The organism is Pseudomonas sp. Irchel 3E20 (assembly GCF_900187645.1).
GTDB lineage: Bacteria > Pseudomonadota > Gammaproteobacteria > Pseudomonadales > Pseudomonadaceae > Aquipseudomonas.
In genome coordinates this window covers 114,955-140,982 of record NZ_FYEE01000001.1, presented here as the reverse complement: position 1 = coordinate 140,982, position 26,028 = coordinate 114,955, and the positions used below count along the sequence as shown (strand labels likewise).

The following is a 26,028-nucleotide window of genomic DNA, read 5'->3' as shown; positions in this document are numbered from 1 at the left end:
AACCTCAGAGTAATTATCTGGGGGCAAGGGCAGAGCGGTGCAGACTCTGCCTTGCCCCAGGATGGGGAACCGCCCCGCCACTGAGCCTCAGGCTTGCAAGTGCTCCAGCTGTATCCGTCGCAACGCATATTCCTGGGCCAAGGCCCTGACCTGCGGTTGGGGTGCCTGGCCCAGGGCCTGGCTGGCAACCCGTAAGAAATTCAAGTTGCCCAGCACCAAGGCCTGGCGCAACCAAACGAGCCCTTCCTCGATCCGCCCCCGCTCTACCATCACCACGCCATAGCTGAATTGCCCGCGAAAATCCCCTGCCTCGGCAGAGCGCCGGTACCACTCCAACGCCGCGACCGGGTCGGCCGGGCAGTGCTGGCCCTCTTCCAGGTAGCGCCCCAGCAGGTTCATGGATTTAGCGTGGCCCAGTTCGGCGGCGCGGCGGTAGCAGGCCAGGGCGTGGGCCTGGTCTTGCACCACCCCGCGCCCGGTGGCCAACAGGTTGGCGTAGTTGTACAGGCCCCAGTCCAGCCCGGCCTCGGCGGCGCGGCGGTAATGGCCGGCGGCAACGCTGGCGTTGGCGGTGCAGCCCCAGCCGTGCTCATGGCAACGGCCGAGCATGTTGCGTGCCATCAAGTGGCCGCCATTGGCGGCGATCCCAAACCAGCGCAGGGCCAGGGCCGGGTCTTTTTCGATGCCCTGGCCGTCGAGGAGGATCTGCCCGAGCAAGGCCTGGGCGTCGGGCACATTGGCCCGGGCCGCCACCAGAATCGCCTGGGCGGCGCGCACCGGACTCTCGGCCAGCATGGCCCGCAGTTGCGCCAGGTTCAGCACTTCCTCGCGGCGCAGTTGAAAATTCACGGCTTACACCTCGACCCAGCGCCGCAGCAGGTTGTGGTAAGTGCCGGTGAGGCGGATCAGCGACGGGTGGTCGGGCAGGTCCTGGGTCAGTTGCTGGATGGCGCCGTCCATTTCAAACAGCAAGGCGCGCTGGCTGTCTTCGCGCACCAGGCTTTGCGTCCAGAAGAAGGAGGCGTAGCGGGCGCCACGGGTCACGGCGTTGACCTTGTGCAAGCTCGTGCCGGGGTACAGCACCAGGTCGCCGGCCGGCAGCTTGACCCGTTGCGTGCCGTAGGTGTCCTGGATTTCCAGCTCGCCGCCGTCGTATTCGTCCGGGTCGCTGAAGAACAGGGTCGAGGACAGGTCGGTGCGCACCCGCTCGGCGCTGCCCCGGGGCTGGCGCACGGCGTTGTCGATATGGAAATCGAAACTGCCGCCCGCGGTGTAGCAGTTGACCAGCGGCGGGAAGACCTTATGGGGCAGCGCCGCCGACATGAACTGCGGGTTCTGCCACAGGCGCTCGAGCATGGCGGCGCCGATTTCCTTGGCTAGCGGGTGGCCTTCGGGCAATTGCAGGTTGTGCTTGGCCTTGGCCGACTGATAGCCCGCGGTGATCTTGCCGTCCGCCCAGTCGGCGGTTTCCAGGGCCTCGCGGATACGGGCCACCTCGTCACGGGAAAACAGACCGGGGATATGCAGCAACATGGCGCGGGCACCTGAGAGCGAAAGGAGCGCAATGGTATTGATTCTTATTGGCCCTGTAAAACGCCATAGACGAACGAGAATGTAAAAACCGTAAAGGCCAATTGTAAAGAACGTAAATTCAGTGCAAATAGCAATGCCTCTCAATTGATACCGATACTTGTTTGACCTATATTCCGCGGCCTCAAATCCTTGGGGAGGGGAATTCACATGTCGCGTCAACTACCACAACTGCCTGTCAGCTCACCGCGTCTACTCGCTTCGGCCATTGGCGTGGCGCTCACCGCCACATCCGCGGCCCACATGGCCCACGCCGCCGAAAAGACCGATGAAAAGGCGCCGCGCAACGCCATCGCGTTGGACGCCACCCCTGTGGTGGGTGAATTCCAGGAGCCAACCTCCTACCAAGTGCAGAAGGCTTCGTCGCCCAAATACACCGCGCCACTGGTGGACACGCCGCGCTCGGTCACGGTGATCCCGCAGCAAGTGCTCAAGGACACCGGCGCGCTGTCGATGCAGGACGCCCTGCGCACCGTGCCGGGCATCACCTTCGGCGCCGGCGAAGGCGGCAACCCCCAGGGCGACCGCCCGTTCATCCGTGGTTTTGACGCCCAGGGCGACACCTACCTGGACGGCGTGCGCGACACCGGCTCACAGAGCCGCGAGATCTTCGCCGTGGAATCGATCGAAGTGAGCAAAGGCCCGAACTCGGCCATTGGCGGGCGTGGCGCGGCCGGCGGCACCATCAACCTGGTGAGCAAAAAAGCACACCTGGGCAACAGCTTCGATGGCGGCTTCACCTGGGGTTCGGACCAGACCCAGCGCTACACACTCGATGGCAACTACCAGTTCTCGGACACCGCCGCCGGGCGCCTGAACCTGATGAGCCACGAAAGCAACGTCGCCGGGCGCGACAAAGTCGACTACGACCGCTGGGGCATCGCGCCATCGCTGGCCTTTGGCCTGGGCACCGACACCCGCGTCAACCTCGACTACTACCACCTCGAAAGCAACGACCTGCCCGACTCGGGCGTGCCGTATACCATGCCGGCGTCGGGCAAGCCTGCCGACCGCAACAAATCCAACCCGGACAAACCCTGGGCCGGTGGCGACAGCAGCAACTTCTATGGCCTGGCCAACCGCGACTTCCGCAAGACCCGCACCGACACCACCACCTTCGCCATCGAGCATGACCTCACCGACGCGCTAACCGTCAAGAACACCCTGCGCCACGGCAACAGCCTGCAGGACTACATCCTGACCCAGCCCGACGACAGCAAGGGCAACGTCAACAACGGCACCGTGTGGCGCCGCATCAACAGCCGCGTAAGTAACACCGCCACCACCACCAACCAGACCGACCTGTTTGGTGACGTGTACATCGCCGGCTTCAAGAACAGCTTCTCCACCGGTATCGAGTTGAGCCGCGAGAAGAGCGTCAAGAGCTCGTACAACGTCGATACCGACACCACCCCCGGCTCCACCCCGGCGGACAACAGCTCCAAGTGCACCCCGGCGATGATCGGCACGCCCAGCGGTTTCAACTGCACCAGCCTGAGCAACCCGAACCCCAACGACAACTGGAACGGCGCCATCTCGCGCAACCGCGCCGGCACCGACACCACCGGCAAAACCCGGGCGATCTACGTGTTCGACACCCTCGAGCTGTCGTCGCAATGGCTGGTGAACATGGGCCTGCGCTACGACCACTTCGACACCGAATACGACAGCTACGACAAAAACGGCGCCACCCTGGTGAACAAGAACGGCGTGGTCGCCAAGGGCAAGGACACCAGCGAGTTCGTCACCGGCCAGTTCGGCGTGGTGTTCAAGCCCACCGAGAACGGCAGCATCTACGCCTCCTACGCCACCTCGGCCACGCCACCGGGTGCGACCTTGGGCGAAGGCATGGAAGGCAACCTGTTGCCCAACAGCAGCGACCGCACCGGCAACCTGCTGAGCAGCGACATGGAACCTGAAGAAACCAGTAACTACGAGATCGGCACCAAGTGGGACCTGTTCCACGATCGCCTGTCCCTGACCGCTGCAATCTTCCGCACCGAGAAAGACAACGCCCGCGTCCAGGTCAATACCACCTCCTACGAGAACGTCGGTACCACCCGTGTGGATGGCCTGGAACTGTCGGCCAGCGGCAAACTCACCGAGCAATGGCAAGTGTTCGCCGGCTACGCCTACATGGACGGCAAGCAGGTCGATGGCGGCGACGTGAACAAAGCCAACGACGGCAACCAGTTGCCTAACACCCCGCGCAACAGTGCCAGCCTGTGGACCACTTACAACGTCACCCCGAAACTGACCCTGGGCGGCGGCGCGTTCTACGTCGATGAAGTGTTCGGCAGTGCGGCCAACACCACCATGGTCGATTCCTATGTGCGCTACGACGCCATGGCCAGCTACAAGCTGACCAAGAACGTCGACCTGCAACTCAACGTGCAAAACCTCACGGACGAGCGCTACTACGACAAGGCCTTCTCGACCCACTTCGCCAACCAGGCACCGGGCCGTACAGCGCTAATCAGCACCAACTTCCATTTCTGATGGGTCAGCCGGTAGCAAGCGGGCTGCGCAGCGGCCCTCATCCCGTGTCGAACTAGGCACAAGAGCGCGGGCAAACCCGCTTGCGACGGCCAAAGCCTCACGCCCCCCAATGCGTGGGGCTTTTGTGTGTAAAGAAGAATGTTTCTCGAAACCCCACGGCATAATGCGCGCCGTGAAAAATGGGCCCACACGGGCGAGGCGGTGGATGTGTTGAAGAAAACCCTGTTCCAGTTGCACTGGTTCTTTGGCATCAGTGCCGGACTGGTCCTGGCCTTGATGGGCATCACCGGGGCGGCAGTGTCGTTTCAGGACGAAATCCTGCGTGCGCTCAACCCCCAGGTGCTGCACGTCGAGAAGCAGGTAGCGGGGGTGTTGCCACCGGTGCAACTGGTGGAAAAGGTCGAAGGCGCCTCGGGCAAGAAAGTCTCCATGCTGTGGGTCGATACCGAAAACGGCAACGCCGCCAAGGTGTTCTTCACCCCGCCAGCGGGGGAGCGGCGCGGTGAGATGCGCTACTTCGACCCCTACACCGGCGACTTCCTGGGCGAGGCCCGTGGCCAAGGCTTCTTCGGCCTGATGCTGCAACTGCACCGCTTCCTGGCCATGGGCGACACCGGCCGGCAAATCACCGGCGCCTGCACCCTGCTCCTGATTTTCTTCTGCCTCTCGGGCCTGTACCTGCGCTGGCCGCGCCAGGTCGGCAACTGGCGCGCCTGGCTGACCCTGGACTGGGCGAAAAAGGGCCGCAGCTTCAACTGGGACCTGCATGCCGTCGCCGGCACCTGGTGCCTGGTGTTCTACCTGCTGGCGGCGCTGACCGGGCTGTCCTGGTCCTATCAGTGGTACAGCAATGGCTTGAACAAATTGCTGTCGGACACCCCCAACGCGCAGATGCGCAAGGGCGGGCGCGGTGCGCCACCGGCCGGCCCGCCGCCGAGCGCCGACTACGCTGCCCTGTGGAGCAGCCTCTACAGCGCCGCCGGCCCGGGCCTGAGCACCTACAACATCCGCATGCCCGCCGGCCCCCGGCAACCGGCGACAGTGTTCTACCTGCTCAAGACCTCGCCCCACGACCGCGCGCTCAACCAGTTGAGCATCGACCCGGCCACCGGCGTGGTTAGCCGCCACGAGCGCTACGCCGATAAAAGCTTCAAGGCGCAACTGTTGGCCAGCATTTATGCCCTGCATGTGGGCAGCTACTTCGGCCTGGTCGGGCGCATTCTGGTGACCCTCGCCGCCCTGAGCATGCCGCTGTTCTTTATTACCGGTTGGCTGCTATATCTGGACCGGCGCCGCAAGAAACGCCAGATCAAGCAAGCCCGCCAAGCCCTGGCCCCCAGCGCCAGCAACGCCCCGGCATGGCTGATCGGGTTTGCCAGCCAAAGCGGTTTTGCCGAACAACTGGCCTGGCAAACCGCCGGGCAACTGCAAGCGGCGGGCGTAGCAAGCCAGGTGGTGCCGCTGGCAGACGTCAACGCGCAAACCCTGCAAGGGGCTAGCCATGCCCTGTTTGTGGTCAGCACCTTCGGCGACGGCGAAGCGCCGGACAGCGCCCGCGGCTTTGAGCGCAAAATCCTCGGCCAACCCCTGGGCCTGGGCCACCTCAAGTACGCCGTGCTGGGCCTGGGCGACCGCCAGTATCCGCACTTCTGCGGCTTTGCCCGGCGCCTGCACGCCTGGCTCGGCAACCATGGCGCCAGCACCCTGTTCGCCCCGGTGGACGTGGACAGCGCCGACGCCTACGCCCTGCGCCACTGGCAGCAGCAACTGGGGCAACTGACCGGGCACGCCCCGGCCGACCTCTGGCAAGCGCCGAGCTACGAGCCCTGGACCCTGAGCCAACGCACCTTGCTCAACCCCGACAGCAGCGGCGCAGGTGTGTACCTGCTGGGGCTGACGCCACCGGGCAAGCGCAGTTGGCTGGCCGGTGACCTGGTGCAAGTGCTGCCACGCAACTGCCCGTGGGCCGTGGAGCATTTGCTCGATGGCCTCGGCGTGCGCGGCGACAGCACGGTGCAATTGGACGGTTTGCTGGAAACCCTGGAACAGGCCCTGGCCACCCGCCAGTTACCGGAAAACCGCAGCCACCTCGTCGGCCTGCATGCCCAAGCCCTGGTCGATGCCCTGGTGCCCCTGGCCGCGCGCGAGTATTCGATTGCCTCGATTGCCGCCGACGGCGTGCTGGAACTGCTCGTGCGCCAGGAACGCCACGCCAGCGGCAGCCTCGGCCTGGGCTCCGGTTGGCTCACCGAATATGCCCCGGTGGGCAGCGCCCTCCACCTGCGGGTGCAGCGCAACAGCGGCTTTCACCTGCCCAGCGAACCGCTGCCGATGATCCTGCTGGGCAACGGCACGGGCCTGGCCGGGTTGCGCAGCCTGCTCAAGGCACGCATCGCCGACGGCCAACAGGCCAACTGGCTGCTGTTCGGCGAACGCCACCGCGCCCACGACTTCCATTGCCAAGGCGAACTGGAGAATTGGCTGATAGAGGGTGACCTGCAACGCCTGGACCTGGCTTTCTCGCGCGATCAGGCGAAGAAAATCTACGTTCAGGATCGCCTGCGTGACGCCGCTGAACCGCTCAAGCAATGGCTCGCCGACGGCGCCGCGATCTACGTCTGCGGCAGCCTGCAAGGCATGGCCTCGGGCGTGGACCAGGTACTGCGCGAGGTACTCGGCGATGACGCCGTAGAGCGGCTCACCGAACAGGGCCGCTACCGCCGCGACGTGTACTGACCGGCGGGCCTCTGTGGGAGCAGCTGTCCCTACTGCATGCCGCCATCGCGAGCAGGCTCGCTCCCACAGAGGGAAAATCAAAACCCCACCCACTCCCACAGTTCCACTGTGGGAGTGGGCCCTGCCCGCGATGGCGGACAGCCTGCTACGGCAGGGTTGCCTGACCCACCGCTATCGCGGGCCGGCCCGCCCCTACAGGAGATTGGGTGCCAAGCCTCAGCAGTGCCTGCTCACGATAAAGCCCGCACTGCTGGCTACGGGGCGGTCGGGGCCAGCACCAGCTCCTGGGTGTGAGGGCGCTTGAGCAGGGCGTAGCTGACCGCCGTCAACAGGCTACCGGCCACGATGGCCAGCAGGTACGCCAGCGCATGGTTGATGGCATTGGGGATCAGCATCACAAACAGCCCCCCGTGGGGCGCCATCAGTTTGCAGCCCAGGTACATCGACAGCGCCCCGGTCAACGCGCCGCCAGCGATGCACGCTGGGATCACCCGCAAGGGGTCTTTGGCGGCGAACGGGATGGCGCCTTCGGAGATAAAGCACAGCCCCAGCACAAACGCCGCTTTACCCGCCTCGCGCTCGGTTTGGGCGAACTTGCGCCGGGCCAGGAAGGTGGCAATACCCAGGCCAATGGGCGGCACCATGCCAGCCGCCATGGTGGCAGCCATCGGCGCGTAGCTCTGGGAGGCCAGCAACCCCACGGAAAACGCATAAGCCGCTTTATTGATCGGCCCGCCGAGGTCGACGCACATCATCGCCCCCAGCACCACGCCCAGCAGGATGGCGTTGGTGGTGCCCATGCTGTCGAGAAACGCGGTCAGGCCCGCCAACAACCCGGCCACCGGTTTGCCCACCACATAGATCATCACCAACCCGGTGAACAGGCTGGCCAGCAGCGGAATGATAAGGATCGGTTTGAGCGCTTCCAGGCTCTGCGGCAGGCGCACCCAGCGGTTGATCGCCTGCACCGCGTAACCGGCGAGGAACCCGGCGATGATCCCGCCGATAAACCCCGCGCCCAGGGTGCTGGCCAGCAACCCGCCGATCATCCCCGGCGCCAGCCCCGGGCGGTCGGCGATGGAATAGGCGATGTAGCCCGCCAGCAGCGGCACCATCAACTTGAACGCGCTCTCGCCACCGATCTGCATCAGCGCCGCGGCCAGGGTGCCCTCCTCTTTGAAGGCGTTGATGCCAAACACAAAGGACAAGGCAATCAACAGCCCCCCGGCCACCACCATCGGCAGCATGAACGACACGCCGGTGAGCAAATGCTTGTAGACCCCGGTTTTCTCCGTTTTGGCCGGGCCGCTGGCGGCAGTCGCGGCGTTTTCCAGCTTGCCTTCGGCCAGGGCTTTGTTGAGGGTGGCTTCGGCCTGTTTGAGGGCGATGCCGGTGCCGCAGCGATAGATCTTCTTGCCGGCGAAGCGCTCGGTGGGCACTTCAATGTCGGCGGCCAGCAGCACCACCTCAGCCTGGGCAATGGCCTCGCTGCTCAGCGGGTTACGTGCGCCCACCGAGCCCTGGGTTTCCACCTGCAACTCATAGCCCAGGCGCTTGGCCGCTTGCTGCAAGGCTTCGGCGGCCATGAAGGTGTGGGCCACGCCTGTGGGGCACGCGGTCACCGCCACCAGGCGCGGGGCCTGGGTGGGGGCCACAGCGCTGGCCGGCGCCGCATACACCTGGGCCTGCGTGGCGCCCCGGCGCAGTACCGCGTCCACGTCCTGCAAGGCCTGGGCCGGGGTGCACTGCAACACCCGTTTGCCGACGAACCGGGTCATGTCCAGCGCACCGCTGCTGACCACCAGCACCCACTCGGCCGCGTCCAGGGTGGCCGCCGATAACTGGCGCTCAGGGTGCGCGGCGTCATGCACTTCAACGCTGGCGCTCCAGCCCTGGCGCTGGGCCGCCGCTTCCAACAAACGCGCGCACAGCACGCTGGTGACCATGCCATTGGGGCAGGCAGTAACAATGGCTAACTTCATGGGCGACCCTCTTATTGTTCGGTCAGGGGGCGCACGCGCACGCCCTGTTCAAGTTGCGCCAACTGCGCAGTGCCGGTGATGCCGAAACCGATTTGCGTCACCGCCATCGCCGCGATGGCCGTGGCGGTGCGCAGGGTCTGCTCGGCGTCGTGGCCGCTGAGCAGGCCGTGGAGCATGCCGGCGAGCAAGGAGTCCCCGGCGCCGACGGTGCTGGCCACGCTCACCGTGGGCGGCACGGCGCGCAAGGCCGGGGCGGCGCTGAACCAGTCCACGCCTTCGGCGCCCTGGGAAATCACCACGTGTTCCACCCCTTCGGCGCGCAGGCGCCGCGCCGCTGCGGCCTGGGCCTGCGGCGAGGCCACGGCCACGCCCAGGGCTTGGGCCAGTTCTTCGGCGTTGGGTTTTACTAGCCACGGCCCCGCCGCCAGCCCTTCGCGCAGGGCCTCGCCGCTGGTATCCAAGGCGACTTTCAAGCCCAGCGCCTTCAAACGCAGGAGCAAGGCCCGCAGCCACTGGGCGCTGACGCCCCGGGGCAAACTGCCGGCGACCACCACCGCGTCATGGCCGACGGCGATCTGATCCAGGCAATCGAGTAACGCCTGTTGCGCCGCCGCGCTGACCTGCGGCCCCGGGCCGTTGAGGTCGGTGATGCGCCCGTCGCCCTCGGCCAATTTGATGTTGCTGCGGGTTTCCCCAGGCACGCGGACAAATTCATCGACAAAGCCACGGCGGGCGAACAGGGCCTCGAAGGCTTGCGGGTTGGCCCGGCCGAGAAAACCGCTGACGGTAAGCTGATGGCCCAAATCGGCCAGCACTTGGGCGACGTTCAGGCCTTTACCGGCGGCATGGCTGTGCAGCGCCTCGCTGCGGTTGACCTGGCCGAGGTGGAGTTGGCCCAGTTGCACGGTGAGGTCCAGCGCCGGGTTGAGGGTCAGGCTGAGAATGCGCGCCATTACACCGCCTCCACGAGGCGGCGCACGTCGTTCGCGCTGCCCATGGCCAAGGCCTGCCGGGCCAGGGTTTGCGCCTGCACCAGGCTGAACTCGCGCACCCGCGCCTTGACCTCGGCGATGCTGCGCGGCGCGACGCTCAACTCATCCACCCCAAGGCCCAGCAACACCGGCACCGCCAGCGGGTCGGCCGCCAGTTCGCCGCACACCCCCACCCATTTGCCATGGGCGTGGGCGGCGCGCACGGTGATGTCGATCAGTTGCAGCACCGCCGGGTGCAGGCCATCGGCCTGGGCCGAAAGCGTAGGGTGGCCACGGTCGATGGCCAGGGTGTATTGGGTCAGGTCGTTGGTGCCGACGCTGAAAAAGTCCACTTCGCGGGCCAGCACCGGGGCCAGCAGCGCCGCCGAGGGCACTTCGATCATGATCCCCAGTTGCAGGTCGGCCACGGGGATGTCCCGGCGCAGGCGCTCGGTCATGTCGCGGGCCTGGCGCCACTCCTCGACGCTGCCGACCATGGGGAACATGATGCGCAGCGGCCGGTGGTCGGCGGCCCGCAGCAGGGCGCGCAATTGCGCCTCCATGATGGCCGGGCGCTGCAGGGTCAGGCGAATGCCACGCACGCCGAGGAAGGGGTTTTCCTCCTTGGCGATGGGCCAATACGGCAGCGGTTTGTCGCCGCCCACATCCAGGGTGCGCACAACCAGGGGCCGCCCGCCGAGGCCGTCGAGCACACGGCGGTACTCGGCCTCCTGGGTGGCTTCGTCCGGGGCTTGCGGGTGGGCCATGAAAATGAGTTCGGTGCGCAACAGGCCAATGCCTTCGGCGCCCTGCTCCACCGCGCTGGCCACGCCGGCGCTTTCACCGAGGTTGGCGAACACTTCGACGCCGTGGCCGTCGGTGGTCAGGGCCGGTTGATGGCGTTGCTCGGCGGCGGCGCGCAGGCGTTGTTCGCGGTGGTCACGTTCGTGCTGGGCGCGCTGCAAGGTCGCCGCGTCCGGGGCAACGTGCAGGCGCCCACGCTGGCCGTCCAACAGCAACGGCGTGCCCGGCGCCAACAACAACACCGCCGCGCCCGCGCCGACCAGGGCCGGAATGCCCAGGGCGCGGGCGACGATGGCGCTGTGGGCGGTGGCGCCGCCCCGGGCGGTGAGGATGCCCGCGACCCGCGCTGGGTCGAGGCGCGCCACGTCCGAGGGGCCGACTTCGTCCATCACCAGAATGTAGGGCTGTTGCGGCTCTACCGCTGCCGGCACGCCGCACAACTGGGCCAGTACGCGGCGGCCGATGTCGCGCAGGTCCGCCGCGCGCTCGGCGAGCAGGGCATCGTGCAGGGCTTCCTGCTGGCGGGCAGCGGCTTCGATCACGCCCAGCCACGCGGCCTCGGCGCTTTCACCTTGTTGGAGGCGGCTGCCGACCTCACCGGCCAGCTCCGGGTCGTCGAGCATTTCCTGGTGGGTGATGAAAATCTCGCGGATGGCTTGGGCGCTGCTGCGCTGGATCAGGCCTTGAATGTCTTCACGTACCGCACCCAACGCGGTTTGCAGACGTTCGCGCTCAATCGCCGGGGTTTCGCCGCGCACGGGGTAATCGAAGGGTTGTAGCACCTGCACATGAGCCGGGCCGATGGCGATGCCCGGTGCGGCGGCCACCCCTTGCACCAGGCTGCCGGCGGCCGGCGCGCTGAGGCTGGGTTCGGCCTCGGCCAGCGCTGGCGCGGTGACGGCGGGCAGTGGCTGCACCGCTTCGCCCAGGCCTTCGCGCACTGCCGCGAGCAGGGCCGGCAAGGCGTCGGCGGCAATGGCCGGGGCGGCGCTGAACTCCAGCACCTGACCACGGCGGGCGCCCAGGCTCAGCAGTTTGCTCAGGCTCTTGGCCGACACGGCGCTGTCCTGGCCGTCGACGATGCGCACGCGGACCTCGCCGTCGAAGCTTTTCGCCAATTGGGCGAGGATTTTTGCCGGGCGCGCATGCAGGCCGTGGGCGTTGGCCAGGGCGATGGCGGCACTGGGCCAGTCGGCGGGCACATCACCGCCCAGGGCTTGCAGCACCGCGCGACGGCTGGTGGCACGCCCCAATTCATGGCCGCGCCCCTCGATCAGCAACGCGCACAGGCGTTCGAGCAGGGCCTGATGCGCCTCCCCCAGGCTGGCCAGGCAAAACAGGCCACTGAGGGGCTGGCCCAGGTAGCGCATGGGTTTGTCCGGGGTGACGAACGCCAGCCCCGGGCGCTTGACCGTTTGTTCGCTGTGCAGCCACCACAGGCCATCGCCCAGGGGCAAGGCGTCCACTTGCTGCAGCACCGCCGCAAAACCGTTACTCACGCAGTCGGCCTGGCGCAGCAGGCGGGCGCCGCGCCACACCAGTTCCTCGAAATCATCAGCCGACACGCCCAGGCCAATCATCTGCGCGTCCAGCGCCAGTTCCTGGGGCGCACCTTGCAGCAGTTTGAGCAGGGCCTCGGCGCTGCTGGCGCGGCGCAGGGCCTGGCCGAGATCTGTTTCGCCCAGGGCACGGGTCAGCAGTTGCAGCAGGCGCAGGTGTTCGTCGGACTTGGCGGCAATGCCGATGGCCAGGTAAACGATCTGGCCGTCGCCCCAGTCCACCCCCTCGGGGAATTGCAGCAGGCGCACGCCGGTGGCGAACACCTGGTGGCGGGTTTCGGGGGTGCCGTGGGGAATGGCGATGCCTTGGCCGAGAAAGGTCGAGCCCTGGGCCTCGCGGGCCTGCAAACCGGCCAAATAGCCTTCGGCGACCAGGCCATCGGCCACCAGTTTGTCGGCGAGCAACCGCAGGGCCGCGGGCTTATCCACCGCCGACTGGCCAATGGATATCTGCTCCAGGGTGAGTTCGAGCATGCTTTCTCCTATTCAGCGCCGGGCGGCGCTAGGTATTTTTGTAGATTAGGCGTTTTGATAGCACGGCCGCAGGATGGCTTATTGGCAGCACCTTTCCCACGGCTTCAAACAGCTGAAAATACGCCTGCTGAAACGTTTAATCTAGAATGCTCGGCACGTTACTTCATATTCCATCTTCCTAGAAGCCCTGCCGGTCGGTACAGCTGCGACCTAGGTCGGCTACGGATTTCGGTTACGATTGGACAAACTCTCGGGACAAGCGCCACACAATAAGGAAAACCCGGTTTGAAACTCAGTGATATCGCGCAACTGGCCGGTGTGTCCGTGACCACCGCCAGCTACGTCATCAACGGCAAAGCCGAACAACAACGGATCAGCCGCAGCACCGTCGAGCGGGTGCAAGCGGTGGTTGAACAACATGGCTTCACACCCAACCCGCAAGCGGCGGGGCTGCGCAGCCGGCACACGCGAACCTTGGGGTTCATCCTGCCGGACCTGGAAAACCCCAGCTACGCACGCATCGCCAAGCTGTTGGAGCAAGGTGCCCGCGCCCGCGGCTACCAATTGCTGATCGCCAGCTCCGACGACGCGCCGGACAGCGAGCGGCAATTGCTGCAACTGTTCCGCGCGCGGCGCTGCGATGCCTTGTTCGTCGCCAGTTGCCTGCCGGCCGAGGACGACAGCTACCGCCAGCTCCAGGCCAAGGGCCTGCCGATCATCGCTATCGACCGGGCGATGGACCCGGCGCACTTCTGTTCGGTCAGCAGCGACGACCAGGACGCCAGCCTGAGCCTGACCCGCAGCCTGTTGCAGCCGCACTTGCGGCATATCGCCCTGATCGGCGCACGCCCGGAGCTGAGCATCAGCCAGGACCGCACCGCCGGTTTCAACCAGGCCTTGGCCGGGTTCGACGGGCACATTTTGATCGAACAGGGCGACGCTTTCAGCCGCGAGTGCGGCCAGCACCTGATGGAAGAACTGCTACAACGCCTGGGGCATTTGCCGGATGCGCTGGTGACCACCTCCTACGTGTTGCTGCAAGGGGTGTTCGACGCCCTGCATGACTTCCCGCTGCAATCGCGGCCCTTGCGCCTGGGCACCTTCGGCGACACCCAGTTGCTGGACTTTTTACCGTTGCCGGTCAACGCCATGGCCCAGCAACATCAACTGATCGCGCAAACCGCCCTGCAACTGGCTGTGGCCGCCATCGAACAGCAGCACTATCAGCCTGGCGTGCACGCCATCGCCCGTACTTTCAAGCAGCGTATCGTCGAGGTGTGAGCGTGGAGCTGATCGACACCCATACCCACCTGGATTTCCCCGATTTCGACGCAGATCGCCCCGCGTTGCTCGCCGAGTGCCGCGCCCACGGGGTGCGGCGCATGGTGGTGCTGGGGGTCTATCAGGACAATTGGCAGCGGGTGTGGGAGTTGGTGCAAAGCGACGCCGACCTCTACGCGGCCCTGGGCCTGCACCCGGTGTACCTGGACGCGCACCGCAGCGCCGACCTGGCCCAACTGGGCGATTGGCTGACACGCCTGCGTGGCCAGCGCCAGCTCTGCGCGGTGGGCGAAATCGGCCTGGACTACTTTCTCCCGCACCTGGACCGCGACCGCCAACAGGTGCTGTTCGAGGCCCAATTGCAGTTGGCGGCCGACTTCCAACTGCCGGCCCTGCTGCATGTGCGGCGCAGCCACGCGGCGGTGATCGCCACCCTCAAGCGCCTACGCCTGGCGCGCGGCGGCATTGTCCATGCGTTCGCCGGCAGCCGTGAGGAAGCCCGCGAGTACATCAAGTTGGGGTTCAAACTGGGCCTGGGCGGCGCAGCCACCTGGCCCCAGGCGCTGCGCCTGCGCAAAGTCATCGCCGACCTGCCGCTCGAAGCCGTGGTGCTGGAAACCGATGCCCCGGACATGGCCCCCGCGATGTTCGCCAACCAGCGCAACAGCCCCGCGCACCTGCCGGCCATCTGCACCGCCCTGGCCGAAATCCTGGGCATCAGCCCCGAGCGTTTGGCGGCGGCCAGCACCGCCAATGCCTGCGCGGTGTTCGGCTGGTAGCGGCGCGGGTCACACCCGGAACGCGCTAATCAGTTGCTTGAGTTGCACCACTTGCACCGACAGCTGACGGCTGGCGTCTTCGGTCTGGTGGGCGCCCTGGGCGGTGCGTTCGCCGGCGCGGTTGATCTCGACGATGTTCTTGTCGATGTCGTGGGCGACGGCGGTTTGTTGCTCCACGGCAGCGGCGATCTGTTGGTTCTGGTCGACGATCATGCCCACCGCGCCGAGGATGTTTTCCAGCGCTTGCTGGACCTTTTCCGACTGGCCAACCGTGCCATTGGCCATCTGATGGCTTACGCCCATGGCCTTGACCGCCGCGCCTACACCGGTGTGGAGCTTACCGATCATTTGTTCGATTTCTTCGGTGGACTGCTGAGTGCGTTTGGCCAGGGTCCGCACTTCGTCCGCCACCACGGCAAAGCCTCGCCCCTGCTCGCCGGCACGGGCGGCCTCGATGGCCGCGTTGAGGGCCAGCAGGTTGGTTTGCTCGGCGATGCTTTTAATCACTTCCAGCACGCGGCTAATGGATTGGCTGTCGCTGGCCAGTTGATTAATCACCAGTACCGATTGATCGATCTCGCCGGCCAATTGGGCAATGCTGCCCTGCTGCGAGGCCACCAGGCCACGGCCGCTGACGGTTTCTTCGTTGACGCTGTGGGCGCTGCTGACTGCCGCCGCCGCGCTGCGGGCCACTTCCTGGGACGTGGCCGACATCTGGTTCATCGCCGTGGCCACTTGCTCGATCTGGATACGCTGCCCGGCTACCGCTTGGTTGCTCTGGGCCGAGACCGATTCCACCTGCCCGGCCTGGCGCTCGACCTCGACCACGGTTTGGCCCACCAACTCGATCAGGTCATGGATCTTGGCCACGGTGCCGTTGAACACTTTGCCCAACTCGCCCAATTCGTCGCGGCTATGGGCGGTGAAACTGACGGTCATGTCACCGGCCGCCACTTTGTCCATCACTGCGCCCAAGCGACTCAGGGTGGTGCGGGTCGAGGCGTAGAAGCCGCCATAGAGGTAGACAATCAGTAGGAACACCGCTGCCAACGCCACCACCAGCAGCACCATGTGGGTGCGGTTTTGCGCCAAGCGTTGCTGCAACTCGACGCCGAGGAACTTCAGCGTGTTGTCGTTGAGTTGGTAGGTCTGCGCCATCAACGTACTGGCCTGGTCGTAAAAGGCCTGCCAGGGTGCGTCGAGGGTATCGACCATAATCACCTGTTCTTCAAACAGCTCACTGCCCTGCTTCAGGGAGTTTTGGCTGGCATTGGCCTCGGCGCTCAGGGCGCTGCGGGCAGCAGGGCTGGCGCCGATCGCGTCCTGGACCTTGAGGCCGTACTCGGCGTGAAGCTTCTCGATTTGCTGGAGAATTTCGTCGAAACGGGTGCTGGAAGAGGAATTGAGGAAGCCCTGCCCCAACGAGTAACTGCCAATGGCCCGGCCTTCGCCCAGGGTCTGGGTGACTTGCGGGGTAACGGCCGTCACCAAGTCAGTGAGTTGGCGGATATCGCTCTGGGCGTCACCACTCAGGCCTGCCTGGCTGGCGATCAACTGGCTGAACACCTGGGCGCTACTGAGCAACTTGCCGATCAAGGCACTTTTGCTTTGCAGGGAGCTTTCGGCTTGCTGGGCCTTGAACGCGGCGATCATTTCATCGCGCTTGGTATCGAAGGCTTCGATCTGCTGAGGGTCCACCGCCATCGCCTGAAAGCCCTGCAAATGCTCCAGCACCGTGCGCTCCAGGGCCTCGATCTTGGCCTCCACATCCCCGGCCTTGCCCGACTGGCCCAGGACGGCGTTGATCTGCACCAGGTTGTTCAGGGTTTCCAGGTCGCGGCGCAGGGCCAGGCTGGCGCCCAGCAGGTCCAGGCTTTGCAGTTCGACTTGGGTGGCGTGGAACTGGCGGTAGGAATCACGCACCAGATAGAAATTGGTCACCAACATCGGCGCGAAGAACAAGACGCTGATTAGGCTGAACTTCATGCCGAAACTCAGGCGGTTCATCAGCGCGATGGCGGGATAGAGCAAGCTCTTCAAAAGACTTCTCCCTTACCTATTATTGTTATGGGCAGTCGTACAGGAGCAGCAAAAAGCCACTACTGAACGCAGATGCTTGTATAACTCAAATCAGCAGGGAGTTTTGTAACTTAAGGTTAACCGCCGGTCGGGAGTGCAGCGCCGACCGGCAGGTGCGACATAGCGCCTACAGCAGCACGGTCCACAGGGCAAAAGTGGCATACCAGAGCACAGCGGCGCGTAGCAGCAGTTCCCAGATGCGGTCCAGGCTGGCGATGCCTTCGGCGCCAGTCTCTGGGGGCGGGATTTCGGCCCCGGCCAACCCGGCCTTTTCGATCAGCTGCGCGGCGCTGATGTGCCAGTTGAGTAATTCGTGCAGCATCACCCGGCTGACTGCCGCAAAGTTGCCCACCAGGGCGAAACTGGCGGCCAGCAGGCGCACCGGCAGCCAATCGAAGGCATGGCGCAGTTGGCTGGCGCGTTCGATCAGGGCCGTGCTCTTGCCCTGTTCAGCGGCTAACGCCAGCAGGCGATAGCTCAACGCCGCCACCGGCCCCAGCAGGAAGTACCAGAAAATCACCGTGAAGAAGCTTTGGTAGGCCTGCCACAGCAAGTGCCCCTGGACCCGCTCCAGCAACTGCTCGCCGCTGTCGGCGCCAATGTTCAGGTCGCGCTGGGCGACGTGGGCCGCCGCTTGCAGGTCTTCACGGCGCCAGGCATCGCGAAACGGCCCCAACTCCCCGAGCAGATCCCCGCGTCCCAGGCTGTAGATCACCACCAGCAGATGGATCGGCAATGCCAACAGGCCATAGGCCACGGGTTCCAGCACCAGCAACAACAGGCCCAGCACGGCCACCGGCAGCAGGATCATCACCGCCAGCACCAGCCAGGGCTGGTTGCCCAGGCGTTTGCCGGCCTCCAGTTTGTTCAGTTCGCGTACCCAGCCGCTGTCGCGCTGGAGACGCTGGCGCAGGGCCGAGAATTTCTCGACCAGCACCGCCAATAGCAACACCAGAAAACTCATTGTCCTTCTCCCTCATTCAAGGCCCGGCGATAGCGTGGCCAATCGAACGCCGGCCCCGGGTCGGTCTTGCGCCCGGGGGCAATATCGCTGTGACCGCAAATACGCTGCGTGGTGATGGCGCTGAACACCCCTTGCAACTGCCGGGTAAGGGCGACCAACGCGTGGTACTGGGCGTCGCTGAAGGGTTGGTCATCCGTGCCCTCCAGCTCGATCCCCAGGGAAAAATCGTTGCACCCCTCGCGCCCCTCGAACGACGACACGCCGGCGTGCCAGGCGCGGTCCAGGCAGGACACGAACTGCGTGACCTTACCATCGCGCTCGATCAGAAAATGCGCAGAAACCCGCAGGTCGGCGATGCCTGCAAAGTAGGGATGTTCCGTGACATCCAGGCGATTCTGGAAAAACTCCTGCACCTTGCCGGTAGCGAACTGCGCCGGCGGCAAGCTGATGTTGTGAATGACCAACAGGGAGACTTCATTCGCGGGGCGCGCATTGAAGTTGGGCGAGGGGCATAACTGCACGCCCTGACACCAACCGCTCGCGGGGTCCAACTGCATACAGGTTCCTTGGCACGGGTTGCGATGGCGCAGTATGCCGTGATCCGCCCCGCGGTTGCGATCACTTGCCGCGATTGAGGCGGCTCAAGTTGCCCAGCACCGACTCCAACGCCCGCTCGAACAGCAGCCGATCGTCGAGTTGGCGGGCCGTGCCGTCGCGCAGCTCCAGGGCCAGGGCGGCGCGGCTGCGTTTAAGCACTTTCATCCCGGTGCGGTTGACGAACAGGTATTGGCCCTGGGGTTCAAGGACGGAAATCAGCTTGCAGCGCAGGCGATTGTCCTCGTCTTCCTGGAACTCGACCCAGCAACCGGGGCGCAGCTTGGCGACCTGCAACAGGCCGGGGTCGCCTGCGGACAAGTCCGCAACCGAGGTGTCCAGTGGCGTGCTGTCCGCCTCACAGGTGCGCCGCTCCAGCAGCAGGCTGCGGCGGCGCTCGGCGTCGGTGAAGGCGATGAATTCAGCAAGCAACTCGGTGAAGATCGCCGGGTCGTCGTCGAAATCGTTGAGCAAGCGCTGCACCACCTGTTCGATGCGCAAGTACAGGGTGTCACGTTGGTGGTCGTCGCACTCGCCCCAGCCCAGGGCCGCGGCGGCGATTTCGTTGAGCAGGCGCCGCGCCGGGTGGTTGCCGCGGCTAAAGAAGCTTTTGTCCAGCACCGCGACCTTGAGCATCGGGATCTGCAAGCGCCCCATCAACGCCTTGAGGGACTCCGGCAGGTTGCGGTCGGCCAGGATGAACTCAAAGAGCATGGCCATCAGGTTGATAACGTCTTCATCGGCCACCGCCACGCCCCGGGCCTTGCCGCTCTTGACGCTGCCACGGGTGAGCAGTTGTTCGAGCTGGTTGCGTAGGTCGAAGTCCTCCTGGGCGCCGGGCTCGGGCACGTAGTGCTGCAAATGGGAGAGCAGGCGCAGCAGGTCACGGGTGGAGATCGGTTGCGCCTGGGCGCTGGCTTCCAGGGTCGGCGCAACGCTGCCGCGCACGTGGAACAGCAGCTCCTGCAAGGCGCGGAAGACTTCCTCGACCTGCTCGTCACAGGCCCCCTGCGCAGTGGCGGCCGGTGCTGGGTGTGGCTCGGCCTCCACCGTGCTGCGGCGCCCCGGCGCGGCCTTGAGCTGGGGCAGCACGCCGGTGGCGATCAGCAGTTGGTTGGCGTCACCGTAGAGCTGGTCGCTTTCGCTGAGCACGTACTTCTCGAACAGCTTGAGCAGGATCAGCTTGACCTTGATCTCCACCCCCAGGTTGCGCCCCGCCTGCAAGAAGTACTCGCAGAGCAACGCCGGGCCCATGGGGTTGTGGCGCTCGTCCAGGCGCTTGCCCAGCAAGGCGTTGAGGCGCGCGGTCAATTGGCCCAGGGCAAGGCCCTCTCGGCTCAGTACCCGGGCGACCATGGCGTCCACGGCCACGGCGCGCTCCAAGTCGTCATCGCGCACCTGGGTTGAGGGGTCGAAAGCGCCCGCCACCGGCAAGGACACTTGGGCCAGGTCGTAGTGGGTCAGCCCGGCACAAGCGGCGAAGAATTGCTCAAGAAAGCCGCGTTCGATGCTTTTGCGCTTGAGGCGCAGGTCGCGCATGGCTTCAAAGAAGGTGTTCTGTTCAACATTGTTCAGCGCCCGGTCGGCCATCTCGAAGAGGGTGTCGTCGGCATTGTCGAAGAGCGCTTGCAGGCCATGGCGCAGTTGCTGGGCGGCCTTGTCACGCACCTGAATCAGAATCACCGGCAGGCGGGCGAGCGGCGAAGGATTCGCCTGATCGGCAGTGCCTTTGTGCAAAGGCACCACATTCCCGTCGTTGTGCATCCAAGCCTCCTGGAACGGTGATTTAAAGATCGGTGCCACTGAAACGGCCAGGATGCACAGGGATGCGCGGGCCGAAAACAGGGACGTCAAAGCTATGACGTCAAATACCGGGCGGATTATCGGTAAAAGATGGCACTTGTGCCAGCATCCTCTGCAGCTGAGTGGAAATTAGCTTTTACGGCAATTATGTGACGGTGCGATAAACCCCGACGAAACCAAGCGCCGGGGCATTTGTCGCCTTGGGTTGGACGCTGGCATGCCCCTATAATCGGGCCACTTTGTTTGTGGAGCCCGTTATGCCTAATCTTCGTCTCGCCGACCTGTCCACCGAAATCGAAGCGAACGTGCGCCGTGCGTTGCTCGAAGACATCGGCAGCGGCGACATCACCGCCCAATTGATCCCCACCGAACGCCTGGCCAAAGCCACCATCATCACCCGCGACAGCGCCACCATCAGCGGCACGGCGTGGGTCGATGCGGTGTTCCGGCAGTTGGACCCACGCGTGGCAGTGCATTGGCAAGTGCATGACGGCGAGCGTGTAAGCCCCAACCAGGCGCTGTTCCACCTCGAAGGGCCGGCGCGCTCATTGCTCAGCGGCGAGCGCAGTGCGCTGAACTTCCTGCAATTGCTCAGCGGCGTGGCAACGCGCGCGCAGTTTTTGGCGGACATGGTCGCCGATACCCGGGTCAAGTTGCTCGATACGCGCAAGACCCTGCCGGGCCTGCGCCTGGCGCAAAAATACGCGGTGACCTGTGGCGGCTGCCACAACCACCGCATCGGCCTGTATGACGCCTTCCTGATAAAGGAAAACCATATCGCCGCCTGTGGCGGGATCGCCCAGGCCATTGCCGCCGCGCACAAAATCGCCCCGGGCAAACCGGTGGAAGTGGAAGTGGAAAACCTCGGGGAGTTGCAGCAAGCCCTGGCCGCCGGCGCCGACATCATCATGCTCGACGAACTGAGCCACGACGATATGCGCGAAGCGGTGCGCCTGAACGCGGGCAAAGCCAAGCTGGAGGCCAGCGGCGGAATCAACGAAAGCACCCTGCGGCCCATTGCGGAAACGGGCGTGGATTACATTTCCATCGGCTCGATGACCAAAGACGTAAAAGCAGTAGACCTGTCGATGAGGCTTAGCCTTTAAGCCGCTAAAGTTGCGAGCTACAAGCTGCAAGGGATTGGCTTGAGCTTGTAGCTTGCGGCTTCAAACTTGCAGCGCTAGACCACCAGATTATTCATCTCGCAGTATTCGTCCCATTCCACGCCCAGCACTTCGGCCGCTTCCTTGTGCAGTACAAGGCGCTCGGCTTCAAATGCTTCTGGGCTGGCGGTGTACTTGAGGGTCAGTTCCCAGGGCTGTAGCCCCTGCGCCTCGGCTTCGTCCTCGAAGGCCCATTGGATCTGGTCCTTCTGATCGTCGGCGCTCAGGTCCTTGATTTCGTCCAACAGCTGTGGCGCATCAAGCATGTACTTCTTGAGGGCTTCTTCGTGGCGGGCTTGCGGGTCCAATGCTTTAACGCTCATGTCGTTCTCGCTGATCGGGGGAATGGAAGATGGATCTGGATCATCAAGGATCTCTCTGACGCAAAAAACCGCTTACAGACCGGTTTGTCTGGCCTTCAGAACCATTCGGGATCATCTGAAAACAAGGTATCGCTGGTGCCCGAGACAGGAATCGAACCTGCGACCTTCGCGTTACGAGTGCGCTGCTCTACCGGCTGAGCTACACGGGCAGTGGGCTAAACCTAGCACTGACCTTCAGGTCAAGCAACTCGCGGGCGCGCCTCAATTTGTCGCGGGCAAAAAAAAACCCCGCAGCTTTCGCGGCGGGGCTTTTCTCTACCAGGTCAACGCGTGATTAAACGCCCGAAGCCTTGGCTGCTGCGACGTCCTTGATGGACAGCTTGATACGGCCGCGGTTGTCCACGTCCAGTACCAGCACTTCCACTTCCTGACCTTCTTTCAGAATGTCGGTCACTTTCTCAACGCGAGCGTCGCTCAGCATGGAGATGTGAACCAGGCCATCCTTGCCCGGCAGGATGTTGACGAATGCGCCGAAGTCGACGATGCGCTCAACCTTGCCGACGTAGATCTTGCCGATCTCGGCTTCGGCGGTGATGCCCAGAACGCGCTGGCGTGCAGCTTCAGCAGCTTCCTTGGTTTCGCCGAAGATCTTGATCGAACCGTCGTCTTCGATGTCGATCGAAGCCTTGGTTTCTTCGCAGATCGCACGGATGGTCGCGCCGCCTTTACCGATGACATCACGGATTTTGTCGGTGTCGATTTTCATCGCGATCATGGTCGGAGCATTTTCCGACAGCTCGGTGCGGGACTGAGCAATGATCTGGTTCATCTGGCCGAGGATGTTCAGGCGCGCTTCCAGGGCTTGGCCCAGGGCGATCTCCATGATCTCTTCGGTGATGCCCTTGATCTTGATGTCCATCTGCAGCGCAGTCACGCCTTTGGCGGTACCGGCTACTTTGAAGTCCATGTCGCCCAGGTGGTCTTCGTCGCCCAGGATGTCGGTCAGGACGGCGAACTTCTCGCCTTCTTTAACCAGACCCATGGCGATACCGGCAACCGGTGCCTTCATCGGTACACCGGCGTCCATCAGCGCCAGGGAAGCGCCGCAGACCGAAGCCATGGAGCTGGAGCCGTTGGATTCGGTGATTTCCGACACCACGCGGATGGTGTACGGGAACACGTCGGCGGCAGGCAGCATGGCCTGTACCGAACGGCGGGCCAGACGGCCGTGACCGATTTCACGACGACCCGCGCCGCCCATGCGACCACACTCGCCCACCGAGAACGGAGGGAAGTTGTAGTGCAGCATGAAGGGGTCTTTTTTCTCGCCTTCGAGGGTGTCCAGCAACTGTGCGTCGCGGGCAGTACCCAGAGTTGCAACGACCAGGGCCTGGGTTTCGCCGCGAGTGAACAGGGCCGAACCGTGGGTCTTGGGCAGAACGCCGACTTCGATATTCAGCGGACGCACGGTGCGGGTGTCGCGACCGTCGATACGTGGCTTGCCGTTGACGATGTTTTCACGAACGGTGCGGTATTCGATTTCACCGAAAGCCGCTTTCACTTCGCTGGCAGAAGGCTGGCCTTCTTCGCCCGACAGCTTGGCCACGACCTGGTCCTTCAGCTCGCCCAGGCGAGCGTAACGGTTGGCCTTGACGGTGATGGTGTAGGCCTGGGAGATCGCTTCGCCGAACTCGGCACGGATGTCGCCCAGCAGCGCGGTGGCTTCTGCTTGAGGCGCCCAGGCCCAGGTTGGCTTGGCGGCTTCGGCAGCCAGTTCCTTGACGGCGTTGATGACGACCTGGAACTCGTCGTGGGCGAACAATACGGCGCCCAGCATCTGGTCTTCGGTCAGCTCTTTGGCTTCGGATTCCACCATCAGCACAGCTTCGCTAGTACCGGCTACGACCATGTCCAGGCTCGAAGCCTTGAGTTGCTCATAGGTCGGGTTCAGCAGGTAGCCGGTGTCAGGGTGGTAGGCAACACGGGCAGCGCCGATCGGGCCATCGAAAGGAATGCCGGAGATCGCCAGGGCAGCCGAGGTACCGATCATCGCAGCGACGTCCGGATCGGTTTTCTTGCTGGTGGAGACGACGGTGCAGACAACCTGCACTTCGTTCATGAAGCCTTCGGGGAACAGCGGACGGATCGGACGGTCGATCAGTCGGGAAGTCAGGGTTTCTTTCTCGGAAGGACGGCCTTCGCGCTTGAAGAAACCGCCAGGGATCTTACCGGCAGCGTAAGTCTTTTCCTGGTAGTGAACGGACAGAGGGAAGAAGCCCTTGCCTGGATCTGCTTGCTTGGCACCAACGACAGTCACCAACACGCTGACGTCGTCGTCAACGGTGACCAATACTGCGCCGGAAGCCTGACGGGCGATGCGGCCAGTCTCGAGGGTTACGGTCGACTGACCGAACTGAAATTTTTTGATTACCGGGTTCACGGTGTCCTACCTTCTTTGTGGCTCTTGGGGAACTGGTTTTCTTGCGAAATTCTTGGGCAATGTCGGGAGTCGGCCCAACGCTACTGTCCAGGGTAAAACGTGTATCCAGATAAAACTTGAGGCTGGGAGCCTGCCATGGGCCAGCGGGAAACCCACTGACACACGGCAAACAACCAACCTCTAGCGCAATCGCTGATTAGCGACGCAGACCCAGGCGACCGATCAGAGCCTGATAACGACCCAGATCCTTGCCTTTCAGGTAGTCCAGCAGCTTACGGCGCTGGTTTACCATGCGGATCAGACCACGACGGGAGTGGTGGTCTTTACCGTTGGCCTTGAAGTGACCTTGCAGTTTGTTGATGTTGTGGGTCAGCAGTGCAACTTGCACTTCTGGCGAACCGGTGTCACCAACAGCTTGCTGATAGTCAGCTACGATTTGTGCTTTTTCTTGAACGTCGAGAGCCATGAGGCAATCCTTTTTTTAAGGAAACCACCCAAAAGGGCGGTTTCAACAGGCCAGGGACAAATCCCTGTATCTAAAAATGAGTAGTGACCATGCCTGTTAACAGCCACCCTCGTCCCAGTTTGTGCAAAAGCTACTGCGCTTTTACACCAAACTGGTTCCGGTCATTCTGACCGAATCAGTCGACGCGGCGCGATGCGCCCGTCTTCGCTCACTTCACCGATACCGATAAAGCGGCCATTGTGATCCTGTACCCGCACCATGCCGAACTTCGGCGCATCCGGGGCACGCACCGGTTGGCCGTTGAGCCAGTAGAACGCGCTGTGCTCGGAGAAGTGCAATAGCGGCCAATCCAGCAAACCGCTGTCCGAAGGCATCAGGAAGCGGTCGACCGCCTCGTTGCCGCCTTCGGCGTGAACCGCTTCGAGCTCTTCCAGCGTCACCGTCTGGGCCAGCGTAAAAGGCCCGGCCTGAGTACGTCGCAGTTCTGCCACGTAGGCACCACAGCCCAGTTGCTCACCGATATCTTCCACAAGGGTACGGATATAGGTGCCTTTGCTGCAATCTACCGCCAGCCGCACAGTGTCGCCTTCAAAGGCAAGCAGTTCCAAGCGCGCAATAGTAACAGAACGCGGTTCGCGCTCCACCACTTCACCTGCACGCGCGAGCTTGTACAGCGGCTGGCCGTCACGCTTGAGCGCCGAGTACATCGGCGGTATCTGGCTGATTTGCCCACGAAAAGCAGGCAGAACGGCGTCGATATCCTCGCGACCAACGGTCACTTCGCGCTCCAACAACACCTCACCTTCGGCGTCTGCCGTGGTGGTGGTCTTGCCCAATTGCGCCAGGGTTTCATAGCCCTTGTCGGAATCGAGCAGGTACTGGGAAAACTTGGTGGCCTCGCCAAAGCACAGCGGCAATACGCCAGTGGCCAGCGGATCGAGGCTGCCGGTATGCCCGGCCTTCTCGGCATTCAACAACCAGCGGACCTTCTGCAAGGCCGCATTGGAAGTAAAGCCCAATGGCTTGTCGAGCAGGATGATGCCACTGACATTACGACGGATACGTTTGACCTGAGCCACCGATTACTCCTTGGTGTCTTCGGGTTCAGCCGCAACCGGATGCTGACTGTCTTCTGCCACCGCGCGCTCGATCAACGCAGACAGGTGGGCGCCACGCACAACGCTTTCGTCGTAGTGGAAGTGCAACTGCGGAACACTACGCAGCTTCATCTCGCGGGCCAGCTGCATACGCAGGAAACCGGCGGCCGCGTTGAGCACTTTGATGCTCTGGGCAATATCGTCGGCGCTGTCTTGGCCCATCACGGTGATGAAAATCTTCGCGTGACCGACGTCACGGCTGACTTCCACTGCCGTGATGGTGACGAGTCCTACGCGCGGGTCTTTGACTTCACGACGGATCAGCTGTGCCAGCTCACGCTGCATCTGATCGCCAATACGCTGGGTACGGCTATATTCTTTTGCCATGTCTTGTTACCTGTTACTGCCGCACGGTGAAACCCGT

Annotated in this window: 19 protein-coding genes, 1 tRNA gene and 1 pseudogene; 5 read left to right on the top strand and 16 right to left on the bottom strand. The window is 63.9% G+C overall.

Features of this window, described 5'->3' with window-relative positions; all coding sequences use genetic code 11:
• Positions 1-87 precede the first annotated feature (87 nt).
• Positions 88-849, bottom strand: coding sequence for a tetratricopeptide repeat protein (locus CKW13_RS00570; protein WP_095105943.1), 762 nt, complete (start codon positions 847-849; stop codon positions 88-90).
• A 3-nt stretch (positions 850-852) separates the two neighbouring features.
• The gene (locus CKW13_RS00565) at positions 853-1,533 is read right to left on the bottom strand and encodes a Fe2+-dependent dioxygenase (protein ID WP_095105942.1); all 681 of its coding nucleotides are present in this window, start codon (positions 1,531-1,533) and stop codon (positions 853-855) included.
• A gap of 207 nt (positions 1,534-1,740) precedes the next feature.
• On the opposite strand from CKW13_RS00565, the gene CKW13_RS00560 reads away from it, so the two are divergent.
• Both CKW13_RS00560 and CKW13_RS00555 read left to right on the top strand, forming a co-directional pair.
• Positions 1,741-4,089 (top strand): TonB-dependent siderophore receptor, encoded by a 2,349-nt coding sequence (locus CKW13_RS00560; protein WP_095105941.1) that lies wholly within the window; start codon positions 1,741-1,743, stop codon positions 4,087-4,089.
• A gap of 207 nt (positions 4,090-4,296) precedes the next feature.
• Entirely contained in the window at positions 4,297-6,825 is a 2,529-nt protein-coding gene (locus CKW13_RS00555; RefSeq protein WP_095106998.1) for a sulfite reductase flavoprotein subunit alpha, read from the top strand.
• A gap of 254 nt (positions 6,826-7,079) precedes the next feature.
• On the opposite strand, the gene CKW13_RS00550 is transcribed toward CKW13_RS00555, so the two are convergent.
• Genes CKW13_RS00550 through ptsP form a run of 3 tightly spaced genes read right to left on the bottom strand, consistent with a single transcriptional unit; the run spans position 7,080 to position 12,615 of the window.
• Positions 7,080-8,807 (bottom strand): PTS fructose-like transporter subunit IIB, encoded by a 1,728-nt coding sequence (locus CKW13_RS00550; RefSeq protein ID WP_095105940.1) that lies wholly within the window; start codon positions 8,805-8,807, stop codon positions 7,080-7,082.
• An 11-nt stretch (positions 8,808-8,818) separates the two neighbouring features.
• The gene (pfkB, locus tag CKW13_RS00545; RefSeq protein ID WP_095105938.1) at positions 8,819-9,760 is read right to left on the bottom strand and encodes a 1-phosphofructokinase; all 942 of its coding nucleotides are present in this window, start codon (positions 9,758-9,760) and stop codon (positions 8,819-8,821) included.
• Positions 9,760-12,615: a phosphoenolpyruvate--protein phosphotransferase gene (gene ptsP / locus CKW13_RS00540; protein ID WP_095105930.1), complete on the bottom strand. Its 2,856-nt coding sequence runs from the start codon at positions 12,613-12,615 to the stop codon at positions 9,760-9,762. Before ptsP ends, pfkB begins: the two co-directional genes overlap by 1 nt.
• 285 nt (positions 12,616-12,900) lie before the next feature.
• On the opposite strand from ptsP, the gene cra reads away from it, so the two are divergent.
• Together cra and CKW13_RS00530 are read left to right on the top strand one after the other, a co-directional pair.
• Entirely contained in the window at positions 12,901-13,896 is a 996-nt protein-coding gene (gene cra, locus CKW13_RS00535; protein ID WP_095105925.1) for a catabolite repressor/activator, read from the top strand.
• Between the two features lie 2 nt (positions 13,897-13,898).
• Positions 13,899-14,675 carry a TatD family hydrolase gene (locus CKW13_RS00530; RefSeq protein WP_095105923.1) on the top strand — a complete coding sequence of 259 codons (777 nt, stop codon included), beginning with the start codon at positions 13,899-13,901 and terminating at the stop codon, positions 14,673-14,675.
• Positions 14,676-14,684: 9 nt separating this feature from the next.
• Here CKW13_RS00530 and CKW13_RS24910 read toward each other — a convergent pair whose 3' ends face one another.
• From CKW13_RS24910 to CKW13_RS00510, 5 genes and pseudogenes are all read right to left on the bottom strand, one after another.
• Positions 14,685-15,389 (bottom strand): methyl-accepting chemotaxis protein, encoded by a 705-nt coding sequence (locus tag CKW13_RS24910; protein WP_371856210.1) that lies wholly within the window; start codon positions 15,387-15,389, stop codon positions 14,685-14,687.
• Between the two features lie 153 nt (positions 15,390-15,542).
• A pseudogene (locus tag CKW13_RS24905) lies at positions 15,543-15,746 on the bottom strand (HAMP domain-containing protein); the annotation flags it as partial.
• 1,135 nt (positions 15,747-16,881) lie between these two features.
• A complete protein-coding gene (gene ampE / locus CKW13_RS00520; protein ID WP_095105918.1) occupies positions 16,882-17,718 on the bottom strand; it encodes a regulatory signaling modulator protein AmpE in 837 nt (278 codons plus the stop codon).
• The gene (gene ampD, locus CKW13_RS00515; protein ID WP_095105916.1) at positions 17,715-18,275 is read right to left on the bottom strand and encodes a 1,6-anhydro-N-acetylmuramyl-L-alanine amidase AmpD; all 561 of its coding nucleotides are present in this window, start codon (positions 18,273-18,275) and stop codon (positions 17,715-17,717) included. The genes ampE and ampD overlap by 4 nt, the downstream gene beginning before the upstream one ends.
• Before the next feature lie 61 nt (positions 18,276-18,336).
• Positions 18,337-20,076 carry a DUF1631 domain-containing protein gene (locus CKW13_RS00510; protein WP_095105914.1) on the bottom strand — a complete coding sequence of 580 codons (1,740 nt, stop codon included), beginning with the start codon at positions 20,074-20,076 and terminating at the stop codon, positions 18,337-18,339.
• Positions 20,077-20,372: 296 nt separating this feature from the next.
• Between CKW13_RS00510 and nadC the strand changes: the two genes are divergently transcribed.
• Positions 20,373-21,221: a carboxylating nicotinate-nucleotide diphosphorylase gene (gene nadC, locus CKW13_RS00505; protein ID WP_095105912.1), complete on the top strand. Its 849-nt coding sequence runs from the start codon at positions 20,373-20,375 to the stop codon at positions 21,219-21,221.
• Positions 21,222-21,295: 74 nt separating this feature from the next.
• On the opposite strand, the gene CKW13_RS00500 is transcribed toward nadC, so the two are convergent.
• The 6 genes from CKW13_RS00500 to rbfA all read right to left on the bottom strand — a co-directional run bounded on the left by CKW13_RS00500 (position 21,296) and on the right by rbfA (position 25,991).
• The gene (locus tag CKW13_RS00500) at positions 21,296-21,601 is read right to left on the bottom strand and encodes a DUF6388 family protein (RefSeq protein WP_095105910.1); all 306 of its coding nucleotides are present in this window, start codon (positions 21,599-21,601) and stop codon (positions 21,296-21,298) included.
• 133 nt (positions 21,602-21,734) lie between these two features.
• A tRNA-Thr gene (locus tag CKW13_RS00495) sits at positions 21,735-21,810 on the bottom strand.
• A gap of 125 nt (positions 21,811-21,935) precedes the next feature.
• Positions 21,936-24,041: a polyribonucleotide nucleotidyltransferase gene (gene pnp, locus CKW13_RS00490; RefSeq protein ID WP_095105908.1), complete on the bottom strand. Its 2,106-nt coding sequence runs from the start codon at positions 24,039-24,041 to the stop codon at positions 21,936-21,938.
• A 196-nt stretch (positions 24,042-24,237) separates the two neighbouring features.
• Positions 24,238-24,507, bottom strand: a complete 270-nt coding sequence (gene rpsO / locus CKW13_RS00485; protein WP_003176135.1) for a 30S ribosomal protein S15 — start codon at positions 24,505-24,507, stop codon at positions 24,238-24,240.
• 161 nt (positions 24,508-24,668) lie between these two features.
• Positions 24,669-25,586, bottom strand: coding sequence for a tRNA pseudouridine(55) synthase TruB (gene truB, locus CKW13_RS00480; protein ID WP_095105906.1), 918 nt, complete (start codon positions 25,584-25,586; stop codon positions 24,669-24,671).
• Between the two features lie 3 nt (positions 25,587-25,589).
• Complete coding sequence (gene rbfA, locus CKW13_RS00475) at positions 25,590-25,991, bottom strand: 30S ribosome-binding factor RbfA (protein WP_095105904.1); 402 nt, start codon at positions 25,989-25,991, stop codon at positions 25,590-25,592.
• Positions 25,992-26,028 lie beyond the last annotated feature (37 nt).